20 protein-coding genes are annotated in these 26,735 nt (G+C 40.7%); 18 read left to right on the forward strand and 2 right to left on the reverse strand.

The genetic code is table 11. The features are described from left to right. The first annotated feature begins 16 nt into the window (after window positions 1-16). Window positions 17-1,414, forward strand: coding sequence for a Fe-S cluster assembly protein SufB (gene sufB, locus IEW05_RS03935; protein WP_188536035.1), 1,398 nt, complete (start codon window positions 17-19; stop codon window positions 1,412-1,414). Window positions 1,415-1,506: 92 nt separating this feature from the next. On the opposite strand, the gene IEW05_RS03940 is transcribed toward sufB, so the two are convergent. Continuing rightward, on the reverse strand, window positions 1,507-1,686 hold the full coding sequence (locus IEW05_RS03940; protein ID WP_188536037.1) for an aspartyl-phosphate phosphatase Spo0E family protein: 180 nt from the start codon (window positions 1,684-1,686) through the stop codon (window positions 1,507-1,509). Between the two features lie 49 nt (window positions 1,687-1,735). Then, window positions 1,736-2,782, reverse strand: a complete 1,047-nt coding sequence (locus IEW05_RS03945; RefSeq protein WP_188536039.1) for an HD-GYP domain-containing protein — start codon at window positions 2,780-2,782, stop codon at window positions 1,736-1,738. A 287-nt stretch (window positions 2,783-3,069) separates the two neighbouring features. Here IEW05_RS03945 and IEW05_RS03950 point away from each other — a divergent pair, with 287 nt between their 5' ends. The 17 genes from IEW05_RS03950 to IEW05_RS04030 all read left to right on the forward strand — a co-directional run bounded on the left by IEW05_RS03950 (window position 3,070) and on the right by IEW05_RS04030 (window position 26,712). Then, entirely contained in the window at window positions 3,070-4,509 is a 1,440-nt protein-coding gene (locus tag IEW05_RS03950; RefSeq protein WP_373285820.1) for a bifunctional metallophosphatase/5'-nucleotidase, read from the forward strand. Between the two features lie 120 nt (window positions 4,510-4,629). Then, window positions 4,630-5,727, forward strand: a complete 1,098-nt coding sequence (locus tag IEW05_RS03955; protein WP_188536043.1) for an HD-GYP domain-containing protein — start codon at window positions 4,630-4,632, stop codon at window positions 5,725-5,727. 70 nt (window positions 5,728-5,797) lie between these two features. Beyond that, the gene (gene yfkAB, locus IEW05_RS03960; protein ID WP_373285777.1) at window positions 5,798-6,934 is read left to right on the forward strand and encodes a radical SAM/CxCxxxxC motif protein YfkAB; all 1,137 of its coding nucleotides are present in this window, start codon (window positions 5,798-5,800) and stop codon (window positions 6,932-6,934) included. Window positions 6,935-6,950: 16 nt separating this feature from the next. Beyond that, a complete protein-coding gene (locus IEW05_RS03965; protein WP_188536046.1) occupies window positions 6,951-8,303 on the forward strand; it encodes a hemolysin family protein in 1,353 nt (450 codons plus the stop codon). Between the two features lie 132 nt (window positions 8,304-8,435). Further along, window positions 8,436-9,173, forward strand: a complete 738-nt coding sequence (locus tag IEW05_RS03970) for a helix-turn-helix transcriptional regulator (RefSeq protein WP_188536048.1) — start codon at window positions 8,436-8,438, stop codon at window positions 9,171-9,173. Between the two features lie 24 nt (window positions 9,174-9,197). Then, on the forward strand, window positions 9,198-9,941 hold the full coding sequence (locus IEW05_RS03975) for a transglutaminase domain-containing protein (protein ID WP_188536050.1): 744 nt from the start codon (window positions 9,198-9,200) through the stop codon (window positions 9,939-9,941). Window positions 9,942-10,064: 123 nt separating this feature from the next. Beyond that, complete coding sequence (locus IEW05_RS03980) at window positions 10,065-10,283, forward strand: spore coat associated protein CotJA (protein ID WP_188536052.1); 219 nt, start codon at window positions 10,065-10,067, stop codon at window positions 10,281-10,283. Then, on the forward strand, window positions 10,222-10,557 hold the full coding sequence (locus IEW05_RS03985) for a spore coat protein CotJB (RefSeq protein WP_308420374.1): 336 nt from the start codon (window positions 10,222-10,224) through the stop codon (window positions 10,555-10,557). Before IEW05_RS03980 ends, IEW05_RS03985 begins: the two co-directional genes overlap by 62 nt. Window positions 10,558-10,605: 48 nt before the next feature. Beyond that, a complete protein-coding gene (locus IEW05_RS03990) occupies window positions 10,606-11,175 on the forward strand; it encodes a manganese catalase family protein (protein WP_188536055.1) in 570 nt (189 codons plus the stop codon). Between the two features lie 159 nt (window positions 11,176-11,334). After that, window positions 11,335-12,447: an acyltransferase family protein gene (locus IEW05_RS03995; RefSeq protein ID WP_188536057.1), complete on the forward strand. Its 1,113-nt coding sequence runs from the start codon at window positions 11,335-11,337 to the stop codon at window positions 12,445-12,447. Window positions 12,448-12,818: 371 nt separating this feature from the next. Beyond that, window positions 12,819-13,787 (forward strand): ABC transporter permease, encoded by a 969-nt coding sequence (locus IEW05_RS04000; protein ID WP_188536059.1) that lies wholly within the window; start codon window positions 12,819-12,821, stop codon window positions 13,785-13,787. 28 nt (window positions 13,788-13,815) lie between these two features. Further along, window positions 13,816-14,712: a carbohydrate ABC transporter permease gene (locus tag IEW05_RS04005; protein WP_188536061.1), complete on the forward strand. Its 897-nt coding sequence runs from the start codon at window positions 13,816-13,818 to the stop codon at window positions 14,710-14,712. Between the two features lie 91 nt (window positions 14,713-14,803). Next, complete coding sequence (locus tag IEW05_RS04010) at window positions 14,804-16,474, forward strand: extracellular solute-binding protein (protein WP_373285821.1); 1,671 nt, start codon at window positions 14,804-14,806, stop codon at window positions 16,472-16,474. A gap of 180 nt (window positions 16,475-16,654) precedes the next feature. After that, on the forward strand, window positions 16,655-18,241 hold the full coding sequence (locus tag IEW05_RS04015; RefSeq protein ID WP_188536065.1) for a response regulator: 1,587 nt from the start codon (window positions 16,655-16,657) through the stop codon (window positions 18,239-18,241). A gap of 16 nt (window positions 18,242-18,257) precedes the next feature. Then, window positions 18,258-20,033: a sensor histidine kinase gene (locus IEW05_RS04020; RefSeq protein WP_188536067.1), complete on the forward strand. Its 1,776-nt coding sequence runs from the start codon at window positions 18,258-18,260 to the stop codon at window positions 20,031-20,033. A gap of 361 nt (window positions 20,034-20,394) precedes the next feature. Next, window positions 20,395-25,410, forward strand: a complete 5,016-nt coding sequence (locus IEW05_RS04025) for an S-layer homology domain-containing protein (RefSeq protein ID WP_229753248.1) — start codon at window positions 20,395-20,397, stop codon at window positions 25,408-25,410. 189 nt (window positions 25,411-25,599) lie between these two features. Next, entirely contained in the window at window positions 25,600-26,712 is a 1,113-nt protein-coding gene (locus IEW05_RS04030) for an Ig-like domain-containing protein (RefSeq protein WP_188536069.1), read from the forward strand. Window positions 26,713-26,735: the final 23 nt, after the last annotated feature.

Here is a 26,735-nt window from a genome sequence, read left to right on the forward strand (position 1 = left end):
TAAGGGGGTATCAACCATGGCCAAGAAAGCGCCTGATATGGAAGAGTATCAATATGGCTTTCGGGATGAACATAAATCAATCTTTCAGACGGGTAAGGGATTAACTCGTGAAGTTGTCATGGAAATATCCAAAATCAAGAATGAGCCTGAATGGATGTTAGACTTCCGTTTGAAATCACTAGAACAGTTCGAGAAGATGGCACTTCCTAAATGGGGTGGAGATCTCAGCGGTCTTGATTTTGACGATATTCAATATTATGTTAGACCATCAGAGAAACAAGGAAAAACGTGGGAAGAAGTTCCTACTGAAATCAAAGAAACATTTGATAAACTTGGAATTCCAGAAGCGGAACAAAAGTTTCTGGCGGGTGTCTCGGCACAGTATGAATCCGAGGTAGTTTATCATAGCATGCAAAAGGAATTGGAAGACCAAGGTGTTATCTTTACGGATACAGATACGGCGCTCAGAGAGCATCCTGAAATTTTCCGTGAGTACTTCGGAACCGTTATTCCACACACAGACAATAAGTTTGCTGCATTGAACAGTGCGGTATGGTCAGGCGGAAGCTTCATTTATGTTCCGAAGGGCGTGAAGTGTGAAGTACCATTGCAAGCCTACTTCCGGATCAATTCCGAGAACATGGGACAATTCGAACGCACACTGATCATTGCCGATGAAGACAGCTTTGTACACTATGTAGAAGGTTGTACGGCTCCAATTTATAGCACGAACTCTTTGCACAGTGCTGTCGTAGAAATTATCTGTAAGAAGAACGCACGCGTGCGTTATACAACGATACAGAACTGGGCACCGAACATCTATAACCTTGTAACCAAACGTGCTGTTGCTGAAGAGAATGCAACGATGGAATGGGTTGATGGTAACATCGGCTCCAAGCTGACAATGAAATATCCAGCTGTCATTCTCAAAGGTCGCGGAGCCAAGGGAAGTGTACTTTCAATCGCTGTTGCGGGTAAAGGACAACTTCAGGATGCCGGCGCAAAAATGATCCATCTAGCTCCTGATACAACGTCTACGATCATTTCGAAGTCGATCAGTAAGCACGGTGGTAAAGTAAGTTATCGTGGCTTGGCTTCCTTTGGCCGTAAAGCAGAAGGTGCTAAATCTAACATCAAGTGTGATACGTTGATTCTGGATAACGAATCGACTTCAGACACGATTCCTTACAATGAGATCATGAATGATAATGTCACGCTTGAGCATGAAGCTACGGTATCTAAGGTGTCAGAGGAGCAATTGTTCTATCTGATGAGCCGTGGTCTCACCGAAGCTGAAGCGACACAAATGATCGTTATGGGCTTCATCGAGCCGTTCACCAAGGAGCTTCCAATGGAATATGCGGTTGAGATGAACAGACTCATTAAGTTCGAGATGGAGGGCTCCATCGGTTAACGATAGCCAAGATATCTCGATGAAGATCTAGATATGATCGCAAAAAAACTCTGCTGAGCATGTAGCTAGCAGAGTTTTTTCGTGATAATTCATCAGGCCTCTTTATGGCAGGCACCTATAAGAGTTTTTCGTAACAATATATGGTTATACTCATTCAGCATAGCATCAAGTTGTTGGCTTGTCTCTAGAACCTCTTGATCAGCAAGACGTTTATGTACACATAGTTTATTTAACTCTAATCGGAGTTCTTCAATCTTATGGACAATTTCCAAAAGTAACAGCTCCTACTAATCAGACCGCTGGAGTCTTTCAATTTATGTATTACATATATACTTCAGTTATTGCCATCTCGCGTTCTTTAGATAAATCTATGAACCGTGACTCTGTTTGTACTAAGGGTCGGAAGAAATCCATTTGATTGGTCATAATAATCGATCCAATCTCTCCAGAAGTGAGAAGTACCTTCTTGCCAATAAAGTTCGGTAGTAAGTGATTGATAAGAGCTTGTGTAGGTTTCGGGCTTAGCTTACCGAAGCTAAGTGCATTCAATTCACGAAGTACTGTCAGAAACTCATGCTTTGACTGGTATACGCGGTTAGATGTCATTGCCGTATAAACATCAGCCACGGCTGTGATCTTGGCGTAAGGATGGATCTGCTCGTCTCTCAGGCCTCTAGGGTAACCAGATCCGTCATCTCGTTCATGGTGCTCGAGGGCAACTTGGGCGGAAACGCTATCACCAGTGGAGTTGAGGATGATGTCATGTCCATATTGGGCATGACGTTTTACAATCTCGAATTCTTCTGTAGTCAGCTTCCCGGGTTTGCTGAGGATATCTTGAGGCAATTTAGATTTACCGATATCGATCAAATAACCTGCTTTGCCGACCAAGTAAGCTTCTTCTTTTGGATAACCGAGCCAAGAAGCGATATAATAGGAAAGCATACCTACTTGCAAGGAGTGATTGTAAGTATAGTTGTCATTATCACCTAGCAATAAGAGCAGTGAAACTACGTCTTTTTGTCCAATTAATCCATTAATCATGGGCTCTAGTAGCTGATCAACTTTGGCTTCATCATAGGTGCCACTTGCTAACGCCGATAAGAAGATGACCTCAAACCCTTCAACAGCTTCGTCAAAGACTGGTTTTAACTTTTGCACGGAGTCCGAGATCGTGGTATTGGAATTGAAATTATGTTCTAGTATCAGCGGCTCGATATCTACGTAGTCAATTCCATGTTGCATGAGCTTTACAATCGCGTCATTGGATAAGGATGTATCTTTTTGCAGAACCAATACGCCATAACGGTTAAAAACATCAACCTTAAGACGATCACCGGAACTGAGATCCATGATATGAACTTTCAAGTTACTGACACCTCATTAAACAGTAATTTTCTTAATAATATCAGGTAAATTATGGATTGACAATGCATCCCATCTTCCCATATTTCTTTTTTCCAAGTGGGAACTCAAAGAGTGAGAAAGTAATTTCTATTTATATTCATCTCGAATGGTTTGTCAGCCACTATAATATATCATATATAGGGAGACAATGATTAAAAATGAGGTATATAATATTGTTAGAATATTGAATGGAAATGGATAGGGACTGGGCCGGATATACAAAGGCAAACCAAGGGGGGAATGCAATGTTGCAGGATGCGGACCAGGATGAATTAACCATACTTTATACAAATGATTTACACAGCCATTTCGATGTCATGGGACGTATTTCCGCCATGGTGGAGGAACAAAGAGCGGCCTGTAAAGATGCTACATCTACACTCCTACTTGATATTGGGGATCATATGGATCGAGCAGCACCGGAAACTGAAGGGACGATGGGACAAGCCAATGTAGATATTCTAAATCTAATGAGATATGATGCCATCACGATTGGTAATAATGAAGGGCTAACCTTTACTCCAGAGTTATTAAATCAAGCTTATGCTGGATTAATTTGCCCTGTCGTATGCGGTAACATTCGAGAGTTAGGCAAAGAACAACCTCCAAGTTGGATGATGGAGGATTTGATCGTCCAAAAAGGGAATATCACGATTGGATTAGTTGGGGCAACGGTGGCATACGCGGAGTTCTATGAATTACTGGGTCTAGAGGCGTTAGATCCGAAGCTTACAATTATGAATTCAGTAGAACGGCTACGTTCTAGGGTTGATCTGATTATTGTGATGTCACATATGGGCCTTCCTTTTGATAAAGAACTTGCTGAAGAGGTATCAGGTATTGATCTAATTATCGGAGGACACACGCATCATTTACTTGAAGAGCCGTTATTTATCGGTAGAACTGCGATTACAGCAGCTGGTAAATTTGGACGTTATCTCGGGAGAGTCGTGTTCAAGCGAGATTACGAACAAGGAAGATTCGTTGTGACAGAGGGGAATTGTATTCCCGTAGAAGAGGGAGCAGAAGATGGTATCATTCTACGAGCGATTTCTATTCACAAGAAACAAGCCGAGGAACGGATGCAGCGTACTGTCGCGGTTACAGATCGAACGCTACCTATTGAATATAATGTGGAGTCACCTTTTGGTAATTTGCTTGCCCAGGCGGTCCGTAGATATACCCATAGTGAGATTTCGATTGTGAATAGTGGTCAATTATTAGCTGATCTTCCAGCGGGAGAGATTAGTGAGGGAATGTTACATGAGCGGTGCCCATCGCCAATTAACCCTTGCCGGATGAGCCTTACAGGCGAAGATATTCTGTATACCTTGGAGCAATCACTACTTCAAGAATTTAATGAACGAGTCATTTATGGATTTGGATTTCGCGGAAAAGTTCTTGGTGGGATTTGCGTGGACGGCATGGAAATTATATACGATTTAGATCGTTTACCATATAATAGAATCCTTCAAGCAAGTGTACACGGAGTACCTATTTTACCTGAGAAAGTTTATGATGTGGGAACACTGGATATGTTCTCATTTGGTATTGGATATGAACGACTAAAGAATGGTAATCATAAACAGTTTATGTTACCTGATTTCTTGCGTGATCTGCTCAGAATGGAGCTACAGACACCTGGAGCGGTATCAGACTGTTATCTATCTAGATGGAGACCAAGCTAAATGGTTAAAATATAGTTGTATTATTCCCGATATATAAGATAACTTTTGTTTTAAGATTCAATTGAGATTTATGTTCGTGGTCATTGTTTTTATTCTTATCAGAGATGGAGTAGTGGATTTATGCGGTTAGTATCTGTCAACTCCTTGCTACCAGGAATGAAGCTTGGCAAGAAGCTATATAATGAAGAAGGTATTGTCTTACTATCGGAGAACGCGGAATTGAGCGACCCCATTATTCGTCGTTTGAAGTCTCATGGTCTGGATTTTGTTTATGTGTCTGATCCTCGTACAGATGATATTGTGATTGAGGACATGATCACTGAAGAGACACGTCAGCGAGCACTCATTGAGATCCGTACTAATTATCGTCAATTGATGAAACCTGCAGCGAAAGGTCTAGTCTATCCATATTTGGGAAAAGTATTCTCGAATCTAGTGGATTCAATTATGGATGACCTTGGTTCAAGAGAAGACGCGATGATTATGCTCATGAATATTAATAGCATGGATCAGTACCTATACCGTCATTCATTGAATGTGTGTATTTATACCATTCTTTTGGGGCAAATCCATGGATACAGCAAGGATGAGCTAACTATGCTGGGTATGGGCGCCATGTTGCACGATATCGGTAAGACCAAAGTGCCACTAGAAGTCCTTAATAAGCCAGGAAAATTAACAGATGAAGAATTTATGCAGATGAAGACCCATACGGAGATTGGGTTCAAGATACTCAAGGATGAACCAGGAATACCATTGGTCTCCGCGCATTGTGCCTATCAGCACCACGAACGAATAGATGGTAGTGGTTATCCTCGGGGAATTAAAAAAGATGAAATCCACGAATTTGCCCGTTGGATAGCGATTGCAGATGCTTTTGATGCGATGACAACCCACCGTGTATATCGCTCGGCGATGCTCCCACATCAAGCTTTAGAAGTGCTCTACACAGGTTGTGATACATGGTACGAGAAATCGAAGCTGGAAGTATTCCGGGACCGAGTTGCGATCTATCCGCTAGGGATGATGGTGAAGCTTAGTACGGGAGAGCGGGGAGTTGTCTCCCAAATTCATGGACTCATTCCGCATCGTCCGGTCATTCGCATATTGACTGATGAATTCGGTATGGATATAAAGTCTCCTTACGAAGTGGATCTCTCTAATCAATTATCCGTTGTAATTACTGAAGTTGACAATATGGGGGTAAAAGGGGCGTAAGATTGTTGAACCCATTCCTTGATGGTTTGACAACACGCCAGATTATTTAAATAGATAAGGTGAGTAAATAATGAAGATAATGTACAACAATACACATAAGATGGCTGCCATCAGTCCGAGCAATGATCCGTGGGACCCGATCGGTTCACTACGCGAATTTGGTCGTCACGTCCTGACGAGCGTAGAAATGACGGTCACTAATTTATGCAATATGCGCTGTGAACATTGCGCTGTTGGTGATAGCCTAGTCATGAAGGAGCCGGAGCAAATTCCACTCTCTCTCATGTTGAAGTCACTGGATGAAGTAGAGAATCTTCGTACGATTAGTATTACAGGCGGGGAACCGACATTTAGACGTCAAACAGTGGATGAGAAAATTATTCCTCTGCTACAGTATGCCAAAGAGCGAGGGATTCGCTCGCAAATTAATTCTAACTTAACACTGGATTATGAACGCTATGAGAAGTTGTTACCTTATTTAGATGTTATGCATATATCGTTTAACTACAGGGATGAGACAGATTTTCACGAAGTCGGATTTGCACGTAGTGGACACTCTGTTAAGCCTGAAGTGGCCTACAAGATGTATCATAAAATGATTGAGAATACGAAGCGACTTAGCGAAGCGGGCATGTTCATCTCAGCGGAAACGATGATTAATTACCGTACTTATGACAAATTACCTGAGATTCATCAATTAATCGTGGATATGGGTTGCCAAAGGCATGAGGTTCACCCTATGTATGCGGCTGATTTCGCAGAAGGATTACCTGTACTTTCCCTCGAAAATATGCGGATGGCAATCCATTCGTTGCTGGATAATAGAAATCAGGATTTATGGATGTTGTTTGGAACGCTTCCGTTCTTTGCGTGTAATAGTAATGAGGAGGACGCAAAGTTGCTACGCCGTCTTCGTCATGAACCAAATGTTACGGTACGCAACGATCCCGATGGCAGAAATCGGGTAAATGTCAATATGTTTACCGGAGACGTCTATGTAACGGACTTTGCTACAATCCCGGCTTTTGGTAATATAAATAATGGAAGATTGGACGATATTTTTGGACAATGGCTAAATGGACATCCCTTGAATCAAAAGGTGAACTGTCATTGTGATAGCGTTGGCTGCTGCGGACCTAATTTACTTGTAGCTGATATGTACTATAAGGATATTGATTTTAAATCCCGCAAAGCCATTAATTTATAGGAAAGAGGAGTGCATCATGCCCGACGGACATATAGAATTTAGTAAACTTATGTTAAATTTATTGTTTGTCTTTGTACTTGTATTATTAAATGGATTCTTCGTAGCTGCTGAATTTTCACTCGTTAAGGTGCGTCAGTCAAGGCTGACGCAACTTGTTAGTGAAGGGAACCGACGTGCTTCATATGCACTTAAAGTCAATAAGAAATTGGATGCTTATCTGTCAGCTACTCAATTGGGGATTACACTCGCTTCCCTTGGACTTGGATGGGTAGGGGAACCGGCCATTTCAGAGCTCTTGATTAAACCCTTAATGTACAAAATGGGCATCACTGATGCGACATTGATTTCAACGGTATCGGTTGCGGTCGGATTTGCAATTATTACATTTTTGCATATTGTTATTGGAGAGCTGGCACCAAAGTCACTCGCGATTCAGAAATCCGAGGAAGCATCTTTATGGTTGTCAGCACCACTTCTATACTTCTATAGAATTTTTCTTCCTGTAATTTGGTTATTAAATACAGCAGCAAATGGAATGCTTCGGTTGGTTGGTATTAAGCCAGCTGGTGAAGGGGAGGCAGCCCATTCAGAGGAAGAGATTCGTATTTTGATGAATCAAAGCGCCAAGAGTGGTGTCATTGATAAAGATGAAATGAAACTGATGGATAATTTGTTTGATTTCTCAGATATGCTAGCAAGAGAAGTTATGCTTCCTCGTACCGATATGGACTGCTTATACACACATTTATCATGGGAAGAGAACATGAAGATTGTAAGTGAAAGCAAACATTCACGTTATCCGGTTGCAGTGGAGGATAAGGACCAGATCATTGGTTTTGTACATATTACAGACCTTTTGTTACCTGAACCAGGTAAACCACTTGATTTAACACAAATGGTACGACCTATTCTTAATGTTCCGGAGTCGATGGAAGTTAGCCAAGTTCTGCGAAAGATGCAGAAGAAACATTCACAAATGACGCTGGTAGTTGACGAATACGGTGGAACTGCAGGCCTGCTGACGGCTGAGGAAATTATTGAAGAAATTGTAGGCGATTTGCATGATGAATTTGAGGACGAACGTCTTGAAATAGAAAAGCTTGCGGAAGGTGTTTATTCCGTGGATGGTCGGTTGTTGATTGAAGAGGTTAATGATTTAATAGGTATTGCAATTGAAGATGATGAAGTGGATTCTATCGGTGGCTGGCTGTTCAAAGAGCTGGAGGGGGCTCCAGTGAAAGGTAGAAAGAAAGAGTTCGAAGGTACCTTGTTTGAAGTTGCTGAATCTGCGCGATTGCGTATTACACGCGTGAAAATCACCAAACGCAAAATGAAAGAATCTGAAACGACCGATCCATCGGAAACATAAAGCTATGATATAAGTAGTTAATATCTATTCCAACAGGGTAGATTACCGTGACCTGCAAAAAGGATACTTTGTGAAAAGTAACTTTTGCGGGTCATTATTTTTTAACCACAGGTTTAGTGAAGGAGATTAGCAATGCTTAATCTATTATTTAGAGAAGAAGCCGTTCTCTTCTCCATAGATTCATTGGATGCCGAAATGCACCGTCACCATATGCTGCAAATCATATATGCGGTAATGCAACCTATCGAGATAACAATTGGGAATATGATGTTCCAAACGCAGTTTGTAATTATCGACACGAATGTCCTGCACAAGGTGAACACCTTAGGGACAGCTACTCATAATGTGCTTGTTGACCCTAGTTCCGCTTTATATTCATCTATCTATGCTGAATTGTTATTACAACAGCCTTATGTTTGTATAGATCACCTCTGGAAGGACTATAATATTGGATCTTGCGATCAATTGTATGAAGTGATTCAAGGACTAGTTGAGAAAAATAAGATACAGTACGTAGATCTAGAACAAAATGAGCAGATGGAGGAAGTTATAACTGCCATGCGACGCTCGGGTAAGTTTTATACACAGACCGAGATGGCTTCCCTTCTGAATTATTCTCCTAGTCATTTCTCAAGGTTATTCTCTGAAAAGTATGGCGTTGCTTATAGTAGTTATATCATTTTACATAAATTGAAAAGAGCCTTTATCCTGATGAATGAAGGGTACTCCTTAACCAGCGCCGCGCATGAAGCCGGCTTCAGTCATTCCGCGCATTTAGCTTCCGTAGCCAAAAAAACGTTGGGCATGTCGTTAACACAAATAAAAAAAGATAGCATAAATTTGAAAGTCATCCCTCCAGGACAGCATTAAACTGTAGCTGAAGGGGGCGAGAACATGAAGTCATATTTATGTGAAACTCAATTGTTAGATTATAAACAATCAGTGATTGAAGATTTGATTGATTCGCGTCAATGGAGGCAGATTGAATCCTCTCAAGAGCTTATTTCAGAAGTCTATAATTTTGTCAGAAATGAGATCAAATTCGGCTATAATCGGGGAGATGCGCTGACTGCAAGTGAAATACTGGGGGATGGCTTAGGCCAATGCAATACGAAGAACATCTTGCTTAGAGGTGTTGGGGTACCTTGTAGGATTCAAGGATTCACGATTGATAAGACGATGCAAAAGGGTGCTTTGACTGGAGTCACATATAGGCTGGCACCCAAAAAAATTATCCATGCCTATACTGAAGTGTTTTATAATCAAGAATGGCTTGCTCTGGAGGGAGTGATTGTTGACGATCAATTGCTCTCACAAACGAAGAGTCATCTCAGTGATCAAGGGGATAAATTACTCGGTTATGGTGTTTCCGTAAAGAAAAGCGATGGATTCAATACGTGCTTTTACGGAAAGTCTACCTATATCCAGTTCGCCTCGGTAATAGATCATTTAGGAACCTATAATTCTCCGGACGAGTTATTCCAACAGTACTCGAATAACAGATTGAAGTTCAAAATGTGGATTTTTAATACGTTTATGCGAAGAAGAATTAATACTAACCTGCAAAAAATACGTGATTATGGTGTGAGATATTCAATAAAGCTAGTTGCAACAAATTTTCAAAAATACAAACGATAAGAAATCTCAGGCCAGAGATATCTTGTCGTTTTCTTTTTTGCCCATATTTTAGGTTCATTTTCTGGGCGAACATCATATGTTAATGATGAGGAAATTGTCTTTTGATAAAAGGAGGAGCTTGGTTTGAGTTATCCCCAAGAGCAAACATGGGCCCCGTTTGTTGGCCCGTTCGACCCCTGCCCACCGATACTGTGCAAGACTTACAGCACACCTCCGCAGTTATTTATGTGCTTTCAACCTCCCAATTTACCGCAGTTTAGCCCACAGGAAGCCCTAAGATTTGGCACGTTATGGCCCGCTCTGTATAGTCCCTATGAATCCAGATGGGGAAAAGGACGGTGATGAAATGACATCGAAATCGCAATGTGAACCAGAGTTCTATGAAATGTTGGAAAAGCTGCAGGCGCTTGATTTTGTCTTAGTTGAATTGAATCTTTATCTCGACACTCACCCGGATGATTTACAAGCTATTGAACAATTTAATCAGTTGACTTGTGAACGGACCGGACTTGCTAACCAATTCCAGCAGCTATATGGCCCCTTGCAGAACTTCGGCCGTGCATACTCGAAATTTCCGTGGGAATGGTCGAAGGTCCCATGGCCTTGGCAGGTGTAAAGTTGTTTTACCATTTGGAGGCAAGCCAAAGGAGGGTAACACCAAGTAATGTGGGTCTATGAGAAGAAACTACAATATCCTGTTCGCGTGGGTAAATGTGATATCGGAATGGCAAAACTATTGCTTGAGCAGTATGGCGGTGCTGACGGAGAGTTAGCTGCGGCTTTACGGTATTTGAATCAGCGGTATACCATTCCTGACAAAGTTATTGGATTACTTAACGATATTGGCACAGAAGAATTTGCCCACTTAGAGATGATCGCCACGATGGTATATAAGCTGACCAAAGACGCAACGGTGGAGGAGCTGAAGGCGGCGGGTCTGGCACCGCATTATGTCGCCCATGATCGGGCGATCTTCTATGAGAACGCCGGCGGGGTACCCTTCACAGCAGCCTATATTCAGGCTAAAGGTGACCCTATCGCCGATCTCTATGAAGATATCGCCGCGGAAGAGAAAGCCCGGGCTACATACCAGTGGCTCATCGACATGACCGATGACGTTGATTTGCAGGACAGTTTGAAATTCCTGAGGGAACGGGAAATCATCCACTCGCTGCGCTTCCGCGAAGCGGTGGAGATCTTGAAGGATGATCGGCAGCAGAAGAAGGTGTTTTGAGGTAAGCTAAACAAAGGGATTCGTGGCCTATTGGCTACGGATCCTTTTGTTTATGGTTGTATTTTGTCCAAAAATATGATGATGAATTAGTCAAATTGAATATTTTTGTATATAATATTATTCGATTCGAATAACTTTAAAAAGGATGGTGGTACTTGAATGGCAAAAAAGATATCTGTTGAGATACTCTTGTTACGTTGCGTTGGCTGTCTATTTGTTGTGATGGTTCATGCCTTAATATTCACAAGTAGAATTCATGAGCCGACTGCTGTATTGAATGGGTTGAAACTCATCTTCAATGTAGGCACCCCGATATTTATTTTTATTACTGAATTTCTCATTGCCAAAAATTATAAAGAAGACTTGCCCGATCATTTCATTTGGAAGCGAATCAAAACATTAATTCCACCCTATATTGCGATGGGGATCATTGGCTCAATCTACAAGGTACAGGAAAACAATGAACCGTATACGATGTATAATATCTTAATTGAAATCTTAAGAAATGTATTCATGGCTGATTATAATGGCTATTTTATTATCATTATCATTCAATTTATATTGATTCATTACCTGTTACATAACAAATTAAAGAACTGGTCTGCCAAGGTGGTACTCCCTGTCTCTTTTGCCATTAACCTTATCTATCTTGGTTTCTTTAACTTTGTAAAGCCGTTTGGTTTCGCAAATGTAAACACAGCAGAGTATATTTGGTATTATGCTAGTTGGTTACCCTTTATTGGGTGGGCTTTTTATTTCGCGGTAGGGTATTACTGCGGTAAGTATTACGATCAATTCGTTGCCATCCTAAATCGACATAAAGGGATCGTGTTGGCATTGCCGATAATTACCTTAATCCCGATATTAGCTTTGAAATTCCTGGACATTTCCAATGTTTCTAGTTCAAAAGGTGTTGGATACTTATTTTTTACCCCCGCCATGATTTTTCTTATTTTTTATATATCCAATAAAATAACAAAGGTTCCGGATTTTATGGTTTCTATCTCGGACCACTCGTTTGGAATTTATTTAACACATAGCGTCATTATGAGAATCTTTGTTATTCTATATCTTCCGATTGCGACTAGTATGAATCAATATATTACGTTGCCACTGATTTATATCACTTGTTTGGGTGCAGCGTGGATCACAACGAAATATTTGAACAAGCTGCCATTTGGTAAGTTCATTGTTGGACCTGTAAGGAATAATTTAAAGGCTGTCAAACGTGATCAGGCAGTCAAAACCATCCATGCTGTCCAACAAGAATAGTGAAAAGTATAAATAAGGCACGTGCAGACGATAACTTTGCAGGTGTCTTATTTATTATTTACAGCCCAATTAATAGGGGCTAATACAAGAACGTGTCAAAGTATCAATAATCGTTGTTTTGTCATATACCTTTGAAAGCGCTTTGATATTAAGATTGAAATAAATAAGCCAAGGTCGTATCGGTAACATGATCGCGGTAATACGACAAGTTAAGGAATAGAAGAAACTGTAATTCAATGGAGGGGGAGAAAGAGTAGTAAGCCAACATAAAGAGATAAGGCTTGAATTATCCATACTTGTCAGAGATGTTATCACTAAGGGGAACGGCACTTTTATTTATGGCAATCAAGATTTGTAGGAGGGATTCGTAAATGGCGAACGCAAGTGTCGCACCAGACAAGAGATCCGAACTGAATCTCGACAAGCAACGAACAAGCGGAATAAGACGCTTTTTTAAACAAATAGATTTACAACTTATGGTAATTCCCGCACTCGTATTTATCTTTATATTTTCCTATATCCCCATGTACGGAATTCTTATCGCATTCCAAGATTATAAGTTAGGTTCAAGCTTTATAAGTAGTAACTGGGTTGGGTTAAAGCACTTTACTTATTTCTTTAATTCTCCTGAGTTCCCAGTGGTTATGAAAAATACGATTGTTATCAGTTTGCTAAAGTTCATTTTTGGATTCCCAGCACCGATTCTGCTGGCGTTAATGCTGAACGAAGTTCGTAAAATGGTTTTTAAACGTGTTATTCAGACAGTTACTTACTTGCCACACTTTTTATCTTGGGTTGTTATCGGCTCGATGGTAACTTCGATGCTATCCGTAGATAATGGCAGTATTAATATGTTGCTTGAGAAATTACACATCATTAATGAACCGATTAACTTCCTATCTTTGTCGGAATATTTCTGGGGTATTCTAGTTACAACCAATGTATGGAAAGAAATTGGTTTTGCTTCGATTGTATACTTAGCCGCTATCGCTGGAGTAGATCCTCACTTATACGAGGCTGCTGCGATGGACGGTGCAAGTCGCTTCAAGCAGGTATACTTGATTACATTGCCTTCAATTATTCCGGTTGTAATCATCTTCATGATTCTGGCTATCGGTAATCTGGTGAATGCAGGATTCGAAGATATTTTGATTCTAGCTTCCAATCCAGCTCTAAGGGAAGTATCAGATTCAGTTGATGTATACGTTGTGCGTGTTGGTATAGATAACTTCAGGTACTCCTATGCGACTGCTATCGGATTATTTAAGGCCGTTGTCAGCGTAAGCTTACTTACTTTTGCCAATTTCGTTTCCAGAAAAGCTGGTAGCAGCTTATGGTAATGAATTACTCGATTAGGAGGACTGAACGATGATACGAAGTAATATAGGGGACCGCATATTTATAGTGTTTATCTATATATTCTTGACCTTACTAGCATTTTCAGCTTTCTATCCATTTTGGAATTCACTTGTTATTTCCTTTAATGAAGGGATGGATACTTCCAAAGGTGGAGTGACCTTCTGGCCCCGACAGTTTACGCTTGAGAATTATAAGGTTGTATTCGAAGATTCTCGTCTAATGAATGGTTTCGTCATTGCTATTCTAAGAACGGTGATTGGTACTGTATCTTCGATATTCGCTACTTCGATCTTTGCTTATGGGATGTCAAAGCGTGAGCTGATGGGACGCAAATATTACATGATTATGTGTATCATTACCATGTATTTCGGAGGCGGACTTATTCCGTCATACATGCTCCTTAGAAATTTAGGTCTCTTTAATTCATTTTGGGTGTTCATTATTCCTGCACTTGTAGGTGTTTGGAATATGATCATATTCCGTACCTTCTTTCAAGGTCTTCCGCAGGGCTTGGAGGAATCAGCAAAGATTGATGGTAGTGGTAACTGGGGGATTTTCTTCCGTATCATTGTCCCATTGTCCGGTCCTGTCATTGCAACGTTATCATTGTTCACAGCTGTAAATCACTGGAATGAATGGTTCGTAGCGAGTATCTACATTACGAAAGAAGAGTTAATGCCAATTCAGACGATTTTGAGACAGATCCTATTCTCCAATATTGCATCAGAACAGTTGGCTAATGTAGATGCAAGTTCCATTGCACATATTAATGCAGCCAAGAAAATAACGTCGAAGTCATTGACGATGGCTACGGTCATGGTTGCAACCATCCCGATCATATGTGTGTATCCATTCCTACAGCGGTTTTTTGTTAAAGGTGTATTAGTGGGATCACTGAAAGAGTAGTATGATAGAACGAGTTTTGGGTTTAGAGCATATTGCTTTGAACATAGATTAAAATTTGAAAGGGGAAAATTCAGTGAAGAACAAGAGAAAAATGCTTCTCAGTATGTTGTCCATCTTGATGGTGTTGACACTGATGGCGGGCTGTGGTGGCAAAAACAATTCCAGCGCACCAGCTGCAACGGATACACCGGAGAATCAAGGAGGAAATGCGGCTAACACTGCTACTGAAGCTCCTGCGCCTGTATTGTATGAACTAGGGAAGGAACCGCTTGAAGTATCTTTTTACGGTAACTACGGCTGGTATCAAATGCCGAAATGGGGTGCCGATGCTGCTTCGAAGTGGATCTTAGACAATCTGAAGATCAATGTCACTGGAATTAGCTCTGGGGGCAATAATGCTCAAAAGCTGCAAACCATGATCGTTGGTAACGAGCTGCCGGATATTGTATGGACTGAAAAGGGTGCTGACGTAGAACGTCTTCGTCAAGCGGATATGCTAGTTCCATTAGATGAGTATATTGACAAATATCCAAACTTTAAAAAGTCTTTAACAGAGCAGCATTTAAATATGCTTCGTTCTCCTGATGGAAAGATATATCAATTGCCAAACTATTATACAACTCAACCTAACGGAAATGCCGGTTATGCAATCAATAAGAAGATTTACAAAGAACTAGGGTCTCCTAAACTAGAAACTACTGATGATTTGTATGCATATTTACAAGCTGTTAAGGCGAAGTACCCTGACGTAACTCCGTTCGAGACGGGTATTGCTAAAGATGGTAACGGTATTGACCAGTTGTTCTCCTCTTTCAAAGAGAATAACCTATCGTATACTAGAATTTATGCCGTTCCTAATGGCGACAAAATGGATTCGATCTATAAAGATGAAGGATTCCGTGAATCCGTTGTATATGGTGCTAAATTAATGCGTGAGAAGTTAATGACGCAGGATGCAAATACACAAACGGAAGACCAAATTAGAGAAAAAGCGTTGAATGGTAAGTTTGCTGTTATTGCGACATTCGATCCAATGAAGCTGCTTGCTACCGCTGATGAAGAGTTGAAAAAGGCAGATCCAGAAGCTGGTTATATGTTTATTAAACCAATTTACAAAGAAGGCTTGGACCCAAGTAAGATTACTCCAGGAACGTGGAATCAATTGGGTTGGAACGTTGCAACAATAACTAAAAATGCTAAAAATCCGGAAGCTGTGTTCGCTATGCTTGATTGGATGACAGGACCAGAAGGTAATATGGTATTGAACTGGGGCCCTCCAGGACCAGATGGTTATTGGGATGGATTTGAAGCAGATGGAGTTACACCTAAATTCAATAAAGATAAATATCTAAATGATCCAGATGCCCTAGCTGAAATTAGCGGTAAAGCCGGTGACTTGACTTGGGTAGGTGACACGGTGTTCTTGGATAATACGAAGAAGAACTTCTTGTCAACTCTTCCTGCTGACCAGGTTGACTTTATTAACCGTTCGCAAATGGAAGTAACCTGGGCTTCACAAGGTGACTTCACGGAGTTCCTAGGTTGGGATCCGGCTCCAGACAGTGAAGAAGGTATTATTAGACAAAGCGTTAGAGATATTTGGTTAACCGCTAGAGCAAAATCGATGTATGCGAAGACAGATGAAGAAGCATTGGCGATTCTGGATAAAGCACATGACGATTCCATGAAAGTTGGATATCAGAAATTCCTTGATCACATTACAAAGGTTTGGACAGAAAACAAGAAGAATTTAGGGAAATAATAATTAATAATTTGTAATACGAAGGTTTGCTACTAGGCAAACCTTCGTTTTTACGTTTCAAATCTTGTGACTCTTTGTTTAAAGACTGTTAGGCAAGATAATGAATGGTATACTGGAATAGATTCGGAAGTAGAATTCATATTGATATTTTTACTGCATTTCAAAGGGGGATTACACCTGATGTACAACGTATTATTAGTAGACGATGAGATGCTTGATCTGGAAGGTATGAGACAATTTATTCCTTGGAACGAGCTTGGGATGGAAGTCGTAGAGGCGGCGAATAACGCGTTTACCGCGTGTGATATTTTGGAACAACATGAGATAGATATTATCGTTAGCGATGTGAATATGCCTAATATGTCGGGTCTTGAGTTAGCCCGGATTGCGATAGAGAAAAAATCGGATATTCGTGTGATATTTGTAAGCGGTTACCAAGATTTCAGCTATGTTAAGCAGGCATTATCATTAAAGGCGTACAGCTACGTGCTTAAGCCAATGGATGATAATGAGCTTATTGCTGCACTTCGTAAAGTAAAGCAGGATTTGGATGATGAATATAAACGACGTGACGTTGAAGAAGCTTATCAACATTTGATCCCTATGGCTAAAAATGATTTAATGATTCGCTTGTTTGAAGGGGAGTGGGAGGGAGATGGGGGCCGTCAAGCTGGAATGCAGAAGCTTGTGAAGTCATATGGCTTAGATAAGCTGGAGTGGCCAGTTCGTGTAGCGGTCCTTGAGCTAGACTATTTCAGTTGGTTTCAAGAACAGGACAATTTATCCTTACATCAAATGTCCAAGGACTTTCTATATGAAGTGAATGAAATAGGTCAGAGGCATGGCATGCCTCATTGCTACAAAGTATCGTCTTATCGAATCGCATTGTTGATTCATGAACAGGGGATGGACGCATTTATTGAAGACATATACTCTGCGGTTCGCGCAAAGTTCCTTGTCACAATGACCGTGGGGATAGGTAAGCCAACCCTTGCTTTGGAGCAACTCCACACATCCTACAGGCAAGCAATGGAAGCCGTTGACGGGAAGATGTTTATTGGTAAAGGTAATCTTATTATGTACGAAAACGTTAGCTGCGAGCCCGGAATGATTGATGCCCGTATGCTGGATACTCGCATGGAAACGCTGTTTACAGCGATGAAGGAATACGAGCTAGTTCTTATTTATGATGAGATCGAAAAGTTGTTCCAATCTGTAAGTAGATTAAGATCCAAATTTACGATTCATAATCTAGCCATGTATATTATATGGAAGCTTGATCAGCAATTGAAGGATGTTAGTGAGGATCTATTTGATATTTTAGGTATGGAATTACATAGTTTAGATATTTTACTGCAATTTGATACGATCAAAGATATTCGCTCTTGGCTCGTACTTAAGGCTTTTGAGATATCCGAGTACTTGCGAAGTAAAGCAGATTCAGTGAACAATAAATTAATTCGCGAGATCATTCAAATGATGAAGGATAAGATGAGCGAGAACTTTACGCTTAAGGATATTGCGCAGCAGTTCTCTTTTTCTCCAAACTATTTGGGGTATCTATTCAAAGAAGAAACCGGGAAAACGTTCAGCGAAGTGCTCATTCAGCTTCGAATGGAACAGGCTTGTGAACTGTTGAAGGATCAGACGAGCAAAATCTATGAAGTTGCGAGCAAGGTAGGATACCGTTACCTTCCTTATTTCAGCAGGCAGTTCAAAGAGGCGTATGGTATGACACCAATGGAGTATCGTAAGCGTGATAAGTGATGGGGGATGATGTTCCATGAAACTGCAGCAAAAAAAACATAAGTATATGCCGATTGGTTATAAATTAATGCTGACCTATATGTTTTGCATTATTATCCCTATATCCGTGATTGGTGTTGTCTCTCACTCAATGTACAATGAATCATTACGCGAACACACGAGTACGAATGTTAAAGGTACGTTATTACAACTTCGTGATAATATTGATTATAAAATGGAGGAAATTACGCGTATATCCACGCAATTATATAGTGATTATGATTTCTATCGGAATCTAAGGAGTTACGAAGAAGGTTGGGAAAATTACGATCGGATGTCCAAGAAAGTACTTCCGAAGCTTGATGTAGCGATCCAATCTACAGGTATGAAGATTGGAATGTCGTTATTTTTGAAGAATGAATCCATTCCTGAGATCTATTCGAATTTATCTGGGCTTACGGGCTACCAAGAGAATAGCAGCATCTATCAAATTTATCATATGAAACGGATTGCTAATAAATCATGGTACAAAGAGTTTCCAACCGAAAAATACGGTGAAACGATGAAATGGTGGCAGATTGAGCGCGATGTAGACAATAATCGTATCTCGTTGCTCCGTAGATTTATCGATACATACAACCCCCTTCTACCCAATGAGATTGGGTTCCTAAGAATTAATGTAGGAATTTCAGAAATATTTGATAGTGTCAATTATACGAAGATAGGAAAAGGCAGTATCATACTAGTCAAGAACGAATTTGGTGAGACGTTGTACCAATCTGGAGAATTACCGGAGAACTATGCCAATGAAGCCGAGCTAAATAAAGATTACCTGACGATTAGTGAGGCATTTGGCAACCAATCATGGAAATTGATCGCCCTTGTTCCAACTACAATCCTTGAACAAGATGCTATGAAGATACGTCTATTGATTATTTTGATGTGTCTCATCTGTTGTGTTGTTTTTAGTTTCATTGGAATATTTATATCCAGATATTTCTCGATTCGGATTAATAAATTCGTATATGTACTGAATGCCTATCGGGAAGGTGATTTACATAAACGTATGTCATATCGAGGTAAGGATGAATTCTCTCAGATTGCTACCGCGTTGAATGATATGGGAGAAAATATCGAAGCATTGATTAAAGAGGTATATTTGACACAGCTACAGAAGAAGGAAGCGGAGCTAGAAATATTGCAATCACAAATCAACCCTCATTTCCTATATAATACCCTATCATCTATCAATCGATTAGCGAAGTTTGGGCAGAATGAGAAGTTGCAGCAGATGGTGCTGGAATTAGCAAAGTTTTATCGGCTGACATTAAATGAGGGTCGCACCATGATTCCAGTTCCAACCGAAATTGAACAGGCAAACGCATATTTGGAGATTCAGAAAATTAAATATGGCGACCGCATGGAGGTTTTGTTCGATATCGATCCAGATATCTGGCCTTATGAGACGATCAAGCTGATTTTACAACCGTTTATCGAGAACGTACTGAAGCACGCATGGTGCGGAGATCACATTCATCTTCGAATTGTTGGCCGTAAGGAAATGGATGGTATTCTGTTTCGCATCATTGATGATGGTATTGGTATGAGACAGGAACGTATCGATCAAATTTTCGATCCTAAGGGTCATATGAATACAGGTTATGGCATCCGAAATGTTGATCAACGTATCAAGCTACAATATGGTTCAGAGTATGGCGTAACTATATTTAGCCGAGTGGGAATTGGCACCTCAGTTCAGATCCTGATTCCTGCCAGAAGAAGTAAGCGAGAGCAGCATGGTGAGGGCGTGTAGCTTTGGATTACTGTACGGGGGCGTTATTTTACTTTCAAGCGGATGGTCTAAGTTCATTCCGTTCATTAATGAGAACTTCTCAGAATCTATGTCTGAGAAGTTCTCCATCCGTTAAAGGTATCATATTTGGGAATAAATAGAAAATAGTTTATGTAAATATCAATATGATAGTTATATATGTAGAAAATGAATTAAGATAACAAAATATGTAGAGAATACCCTGATGTTTTTAAGCTATATTTAATATAGAAGTATTGTAAAGGAGGGACGATGTCGAAGATCAAGGGACTGCTATTACACAAAAGTTAAAGCGCTTAAACTTTTGCTGAAAAGGGGAATGAGAGTGCAGATGAACAGCAATTTGAAAAAAAGACTACGCCGAATCGTTTCTTTGTTACTTGTACTTACGATGTTGCCATTCTATGTTGTTGGAGCTGCAGCTGCACCAGAATCTCCCGGTTCGAAAGCTTCATCCAGTGCGGAGTCTATAGCGGAATGGGTGTTCAAAGATACCCCTGAGAATGAGAGTGTATATCTAGCAACAAAAGGCACCTATAAGACAGCATCAACCCTTCGTAATGTGGGTGGTGTATTCGAGGAGTTTAATGATAGTGAGAAGTACATCGGCTACCAGGGATGGGATGACGGTGATGGGAAGAAGTATTGGCTAGCTACCGTATCAACATCCGGCTATAAGAATATTACCTTGTCATCCGAACAAAGCTCTTCTGGATCAGGACCTCGTGACTTCAAGGTACAAAGTAGCCACGATGGGAAGTCATGGATTGATGTGCCAAGAACAGATCTGAAATTGGGCAGGGACAAATTCGTAAATACTAGTAAATTGGTGAATACTCGCCTTCTGCAGGGTGATGATAATCAAGAATTGCTATATATTCGTTGGATCGTAAGCTCCAATGAGAACACAGGTGGCGAAGAAGAGGGCATTGGTTCAGGTGGTTCCAGCAGAATTAGAAATATTATAGTTTCTGGTGATCCTATTCTAGGGAAAACCCACGTTATTCCTACAATAGACCTTTTGGAACAGCCTACCAATGAATCTGATAATGTGCCAGCCGAAGTACCCATTCAAATCAGATTCAATAAGGCGATTGTTCTGAAGCAGGGTCATTCTGTCTCAATTCTAGATGAGAATAACAGAACACTAGATAAAGTTTCTCCTAAAATTGTGGATCACAACATTTTGCAGATTGACCATTCCACTTTGGAATATGGGATGTCTTATAAGGTAACCATCCCGAAGGAACTCCTAAAAGGTACAGATAACGTACCATTGGTTCGAGATGTTTCCTTAAGTTTTCGCGTTCAGGATTCACCCCTTGCACCAAAATCCATCAACATGACATTTAACGGAGATCCTAAAACTAGTATTGCTTTAGCTTGGTATACAGATGTCATGACCGATACCATATTACAGGTGGTGGAGGCCACCAAGGTTACAGGGAATTCATTCCCTGAAGCGGGAAGTTTGAGCTATCACGGGAAGGCAGAGGAAATTGAAACTTATGTAAAAGCAAGTGATAGAGAAACCGATCATACAACGAAATTTATCAGTCATAAAGTTATCGCAGATCAGCTTAAACCTGGAACTGCGTATAAGTTCCGTGTAGGCAACGGTAATGCGGAAGATTGGAGTTCGATCGGTTCGTTTACGACAGATGCAGCCGTTAACCAACCTTACCATTTTATCGCAGGTTCTGATTCACAAGCATCCAGTAAATCTGAGTTTGAACCTTGGGGTGATACATTCCGAAAGGCAATCGATTATATGGATGCTCCAAAATTCTTGATCAGTGCCGGGGATTTAGTGGATAACGGTGATTTAGAGGAGCAATGGCAATGGATGCTTGGTGTTGCCCAAGATGAATTGCTCCAGGTGCCTTATGTACCTGTTCTTGGTGGTCATGAAGTTATGGATTATGACGGAGACGAAACAACGCCAAATGATAATTTCTACAATCATTTTAATTTACCTAAACAGCTTGTAGCTGATACGCATAAAGGTTCAGTATACTCTTTTGAATATGGCGATGCACTCTATCTTGTCTTCAATTCGCAGTACGCAGGAGAGCTTGCGGAGAATGGAAAAGATGTGGAATTTGCGGATCAGCAATTCTGGGATCAGGTGGCCTGGATGAAGAATGCTGTTGCTAAAAGCGATAAAAAGTGGAAGTTCGTTACATTCCATAAGAGTCCTTATGCTGCAGGTGATAACTCAGCACAATGGGAAGGTGATCGCATAGAGTTTTACAAAAAGAATCTGATCCCTGCCTTTGACGAGATGGGCATTGATATGGTGTTTGAGGCTCATGATCATATGTATATGAGATCCTTTCAAATGTACAATGATGAGGTAATTCCGAAAGAAGAATTGCAATTTGATGAAAATGGAAATGCAATTAATCCTAAAGGTACCGTGTATCTCATGTCCAATGCATTTGGTAATAAATTCTATTATAAGAACAATCAATATTATCTAGATGAAGAATGGGAACCACATGAGGTACTAGATAAAGCAGGGAATCCGATTCCATATGACGATTACTTTGCTGATATTGATGAACAGCCAGAGAAGAAGATGTTCACGGATGTTTCTATCACAGATAAAGTACTTTCTTTTACAGCTTATACGGCGGCCGTAGCAGATGAAGGGAAATCAGGCACCGTAGGTAAAGGATTAATAGCTTACGATAATTATGGTATTAAGCGAACGGATACGAAGCCAGATTCGGTAGAAGCTGTGAAGGTTACGGTTAACGATAACAAAGCAGTCCTTTCATGGAAAACTCCTTCCGCAAGTAAAGAACCGGTAAGAGGGTTCCGAATTTATGAGAAGAACGACAAGGTAAAAACGCACTGGAGTACGTATGTACCCGTAGTAAAAGGACAAAGTGAATATACTTTTGCAGTAGACAATCTTAATCCAGCAAAGAATTATGATTTTATTGTCAAAGCTGTTGGCACGAGAATGAATTCAAATCCAGTCGAAGTTAGCACAACGGGGGGGCCTATCAAGTCTGAGCCGCCTTCAGCTCCTACTGATTTAAAAGGCACAGCTGCTTCGGCATTCCAGACTAATCTGACTTGGACAGCTTCCGCGGGAACTAAAAGCTCTGAAGGTTACAATGTGTACCGTAACGGTAGCAAGATTGGGACTACGACGGAACTATCTTACAAAGATACCGGACTAGAATCGAATAAGACATATACCTATGTGATTAAGGCTTACAACACGGTAGAAGTTGAATCTCTGGCTAGTAACTCGATAAGTGTGACGACGAAGTCATCTCCAACTGGAGCAGGGGTTCATAAGGCATTTCCGCAGCACACCGCTTATGCTGCAGGTACGATTAAGCCAAATCACTTAACACAGGCCCAATTGGATGCCACGGTTGCAAGGTTGTATAACGAGTGGAAAAGTAAGTACCTGAAGCAAAATCCATATAACAGTGATCAATACTATGTATGGTACGCTGATGGGGATTGGTTCGAGGAGAATGAAATTACAGTCTCAGAAGCTCATGGGTATGGGATGTTAATTACCTCTCTGATGGCGGGACATGATCCTGATGCTAAGAAATATTTTGATGGGATGTATCGTTATTTCCGAGCACATCCAAGTGAAATCAATCCGGATCTCATGGCTTGGCAGCAAGCAGATACAGGAACAGAAATTAAGGATATTAATGGTGTCGATTCGGCTACGGATGGCGATATGGACATTGCTTATGCCCTTCTGCTAGCTAATAGTCAATGGGGGAGTAATGGAGCTATTAACTATTTGGCGGAGGCCAAAAAAGTTATTCATGCCATCATGGAAAGTGAAGTCAATCATTCCGAATGGACCTTAAAAATGGCGGATTGGGTCACGGATGATGATCCGAAATATGGAAATGCAACACGTCCGTCCGATTTTATGCTTCAGCATCTGAAAGATTTCCGAAATGTGTCGGGGGATAGCAATTGGGATCTTGTAATCGACAAGACGTATAACGTGATTCAAAGCTTATATAAAGATTACAGCTCAAAAGCAGGTCTTCTTCCTGATTTTGTATTTAAGGATACAACCGATGGAAAGTATAAACCAGTAAGTACGCAAGATTGGGAGCCAGACGGAATTTTTCTGGAATCAGAGCAGGATGGAGATTATAACTATAACTCTTCCCGTATTCCTTGGCGCATTGCTACAGATTATCTCTTAACAGGGGATGACCGGGCTAAAGCTCAATTGGGCGCGCTTAACCAATGGATTCGTACCAAGACGAATAACGATCCCGAGAAAATTCTTGCGGGTTATAAATTGGACGGATCCGCAGCACTGAACGATTACACTGATATTACGTTCTCTGCTCCAATGATGGTTAGTGCTATGATCGATTCATCAAATCAGGAATGGTTGAATACATTGTGGGATTATAATGCCGCGGGTTCAACCGAAGATGATTTATATTTTGGCAATAACTTGCGCTTACTCAGTATGATTGTGGTGTCAGGCAACTGGTGGACTCCAACGATAGTTGATACTGATTCGCCTATGGAACCAACAATCGACAAAGCAGAGGCCGTTTCCAGCTCAGCTATCGAGTTGAATTGGACACCTTCCAAAGATAATGTTGGGGTAGCAGGGTACAAGGTATACCGAAATGATCAAGAGATCAAGGTAACAACATCTACAAATTTCAGAGATAGTGGACTTAATTCGAGTACTTCCTATAAATATTATGTAGTGGCTTATGACGCTGCAGGTAATACTTCGAAAATAAGTAATGTGAGACTTGTATCCACATTAGCTGCATCAAATGGCGGTAGTGACTTTAGTGATGTTGGCAGCCAATATTCCTGGGCAAAGGACGCTATTGAACAATTAACGGCCCAAGGAATTATTCAGGGAACATCCAAAACAACCTTTGATCCAGGCCAAAAGGTAACCAGAGGAGATTTTATACTAGGTTTGGTAACAGCACTGGGTTTAAAAGCAGATTCTACTGCTAACTTTGAAGATGTTGATCGGAACAGTGATTATTACGAGGCAATTGGCATAGCCAAGCAATTAGGGATTACCAGCGGAATAGATGGAAAGAAGTTTAATCCGCAAGGTGAGATCTCTAGGCAGGATATGATGGTATTGATTGCTAATGCATTACAGAAGGCAGGAAAAATAAGCGAACCTGGGACCGCTTCTGAGCTTAATAAATTTAAAGATGGTTCCAAAGTAGCTGATTATGCAGTGAAGGCCGTAGCTACGCACATCAAAGAGGGAATTGTTCTTGGCGATGGAAATTACATTCATCCAAAGGGAATGGCAACTCGAGCAGAAATGGCCGTAATGATCTTCAGAATATACAAGCTGAAATAACCAAGTAATTGTGAACTATGAGAGCAAATGTCTGAATTGTTCTAACAAAGGAGGTCTAGAGCCCGTTCATGTTGTGAGCGGAGCTTTAGACCTTTCTTTTGAGATGCCAAAGTACTTTTTAGCACTATATCAAATTCATATTATATTTTGCAGGTAGCTTTCCGAAATAAATAGAGAGGGGGAGAGAAATTGAAGATTAGAAATAACAAAATGATACATTTTCTATTAGTTATGGTACTAGTATTTATGACGGTATTGCCAACTAATGCGATGGCAGATAATGAGAAATTAACAGCCATTGGCTGGGAGAATTCCACATCGATTAAGCTAAATGTATCTGAAAGTAAGCAACTTCGCGTGATGGCTGTATACGATAATCAGACCGATAAACCTGTGGAGATCACAAGCAAAGCAGTATGGACTTCGAGTAACGAGAAGGTTGCATCGATAAAGAACGGAAAAGTTACCGCGAAGAAATCAGGTGACGCAATCATTACAGCCAAGTATGGTGATTTCCAAATAGAGGCACAGATTAAGGTGGACTCTAAGATACTAAATCTTAAGCTCTCAACGAAATCATTCCGTCTTAGCAAAGGTGGCGAGAGCGTTCTACCTACAGTAAAAGCTGTTCGTGAGGATGGTACAGAACAAGATGTAACTGCATTTATTCAATGGACCCTAAGTAGCCCGGTTGCAGAAATAAGTAACGGCAAAATTAAAGGAGTGACAGCGGGGAGAGCTACGCTAAAGGGTACGTATCTGACTAAATCGATTACGATCCCGGTTGCTGTAACTGCGGATATTGTAAAGATAGAGGCTAACCTTAAATCACTCCAACTGAATATAAAGAAGGTAAAATCCCTTCAAGTGACTGGGACCTATGAGGGTGGGAAAACGGTTAATCTTAGCAGTGATATGAAATGGGAATCTTCAAATAGCAGTATTGCAAAAGTAACAGGGTCCAAAGTACAGGCTGTTGCAGAGGGATCTACTACACTGACTGGTACATATCAAGGTCAAACAGTTACGATAGAAGTTAAAGTTGTACCTGTACTCACTAAACTGATTCCAAGCGAGAAGAAACTCATGTTAGCCCCAGGGGGGAATGCATCAGTTAACCTTACTGCATGGTATGATACAGGCAAATCCATATCTGTTACGAATCAAGTCGTGTGGACAAGCTCAAAACCATCCGTTGCTACCGTTGTTAACGGTAAGATACAAGCGGTTAGCAAAGGAACGGCCAGTATTAAAGCTAAATTTGCTACAAAAACAGTTACGATATCCGTCACCGTTAAATAGTAGATATGGCCAACCTGAGTTGA

This window comes from Paenibacillus segetis (assembly GCF_014639155.1).
GTDB lineage: Bacteria > Bacillota > Bacilli > Paenibacillales > Paenibacillaceae > Fontibacillus > Fontibacillus segetis.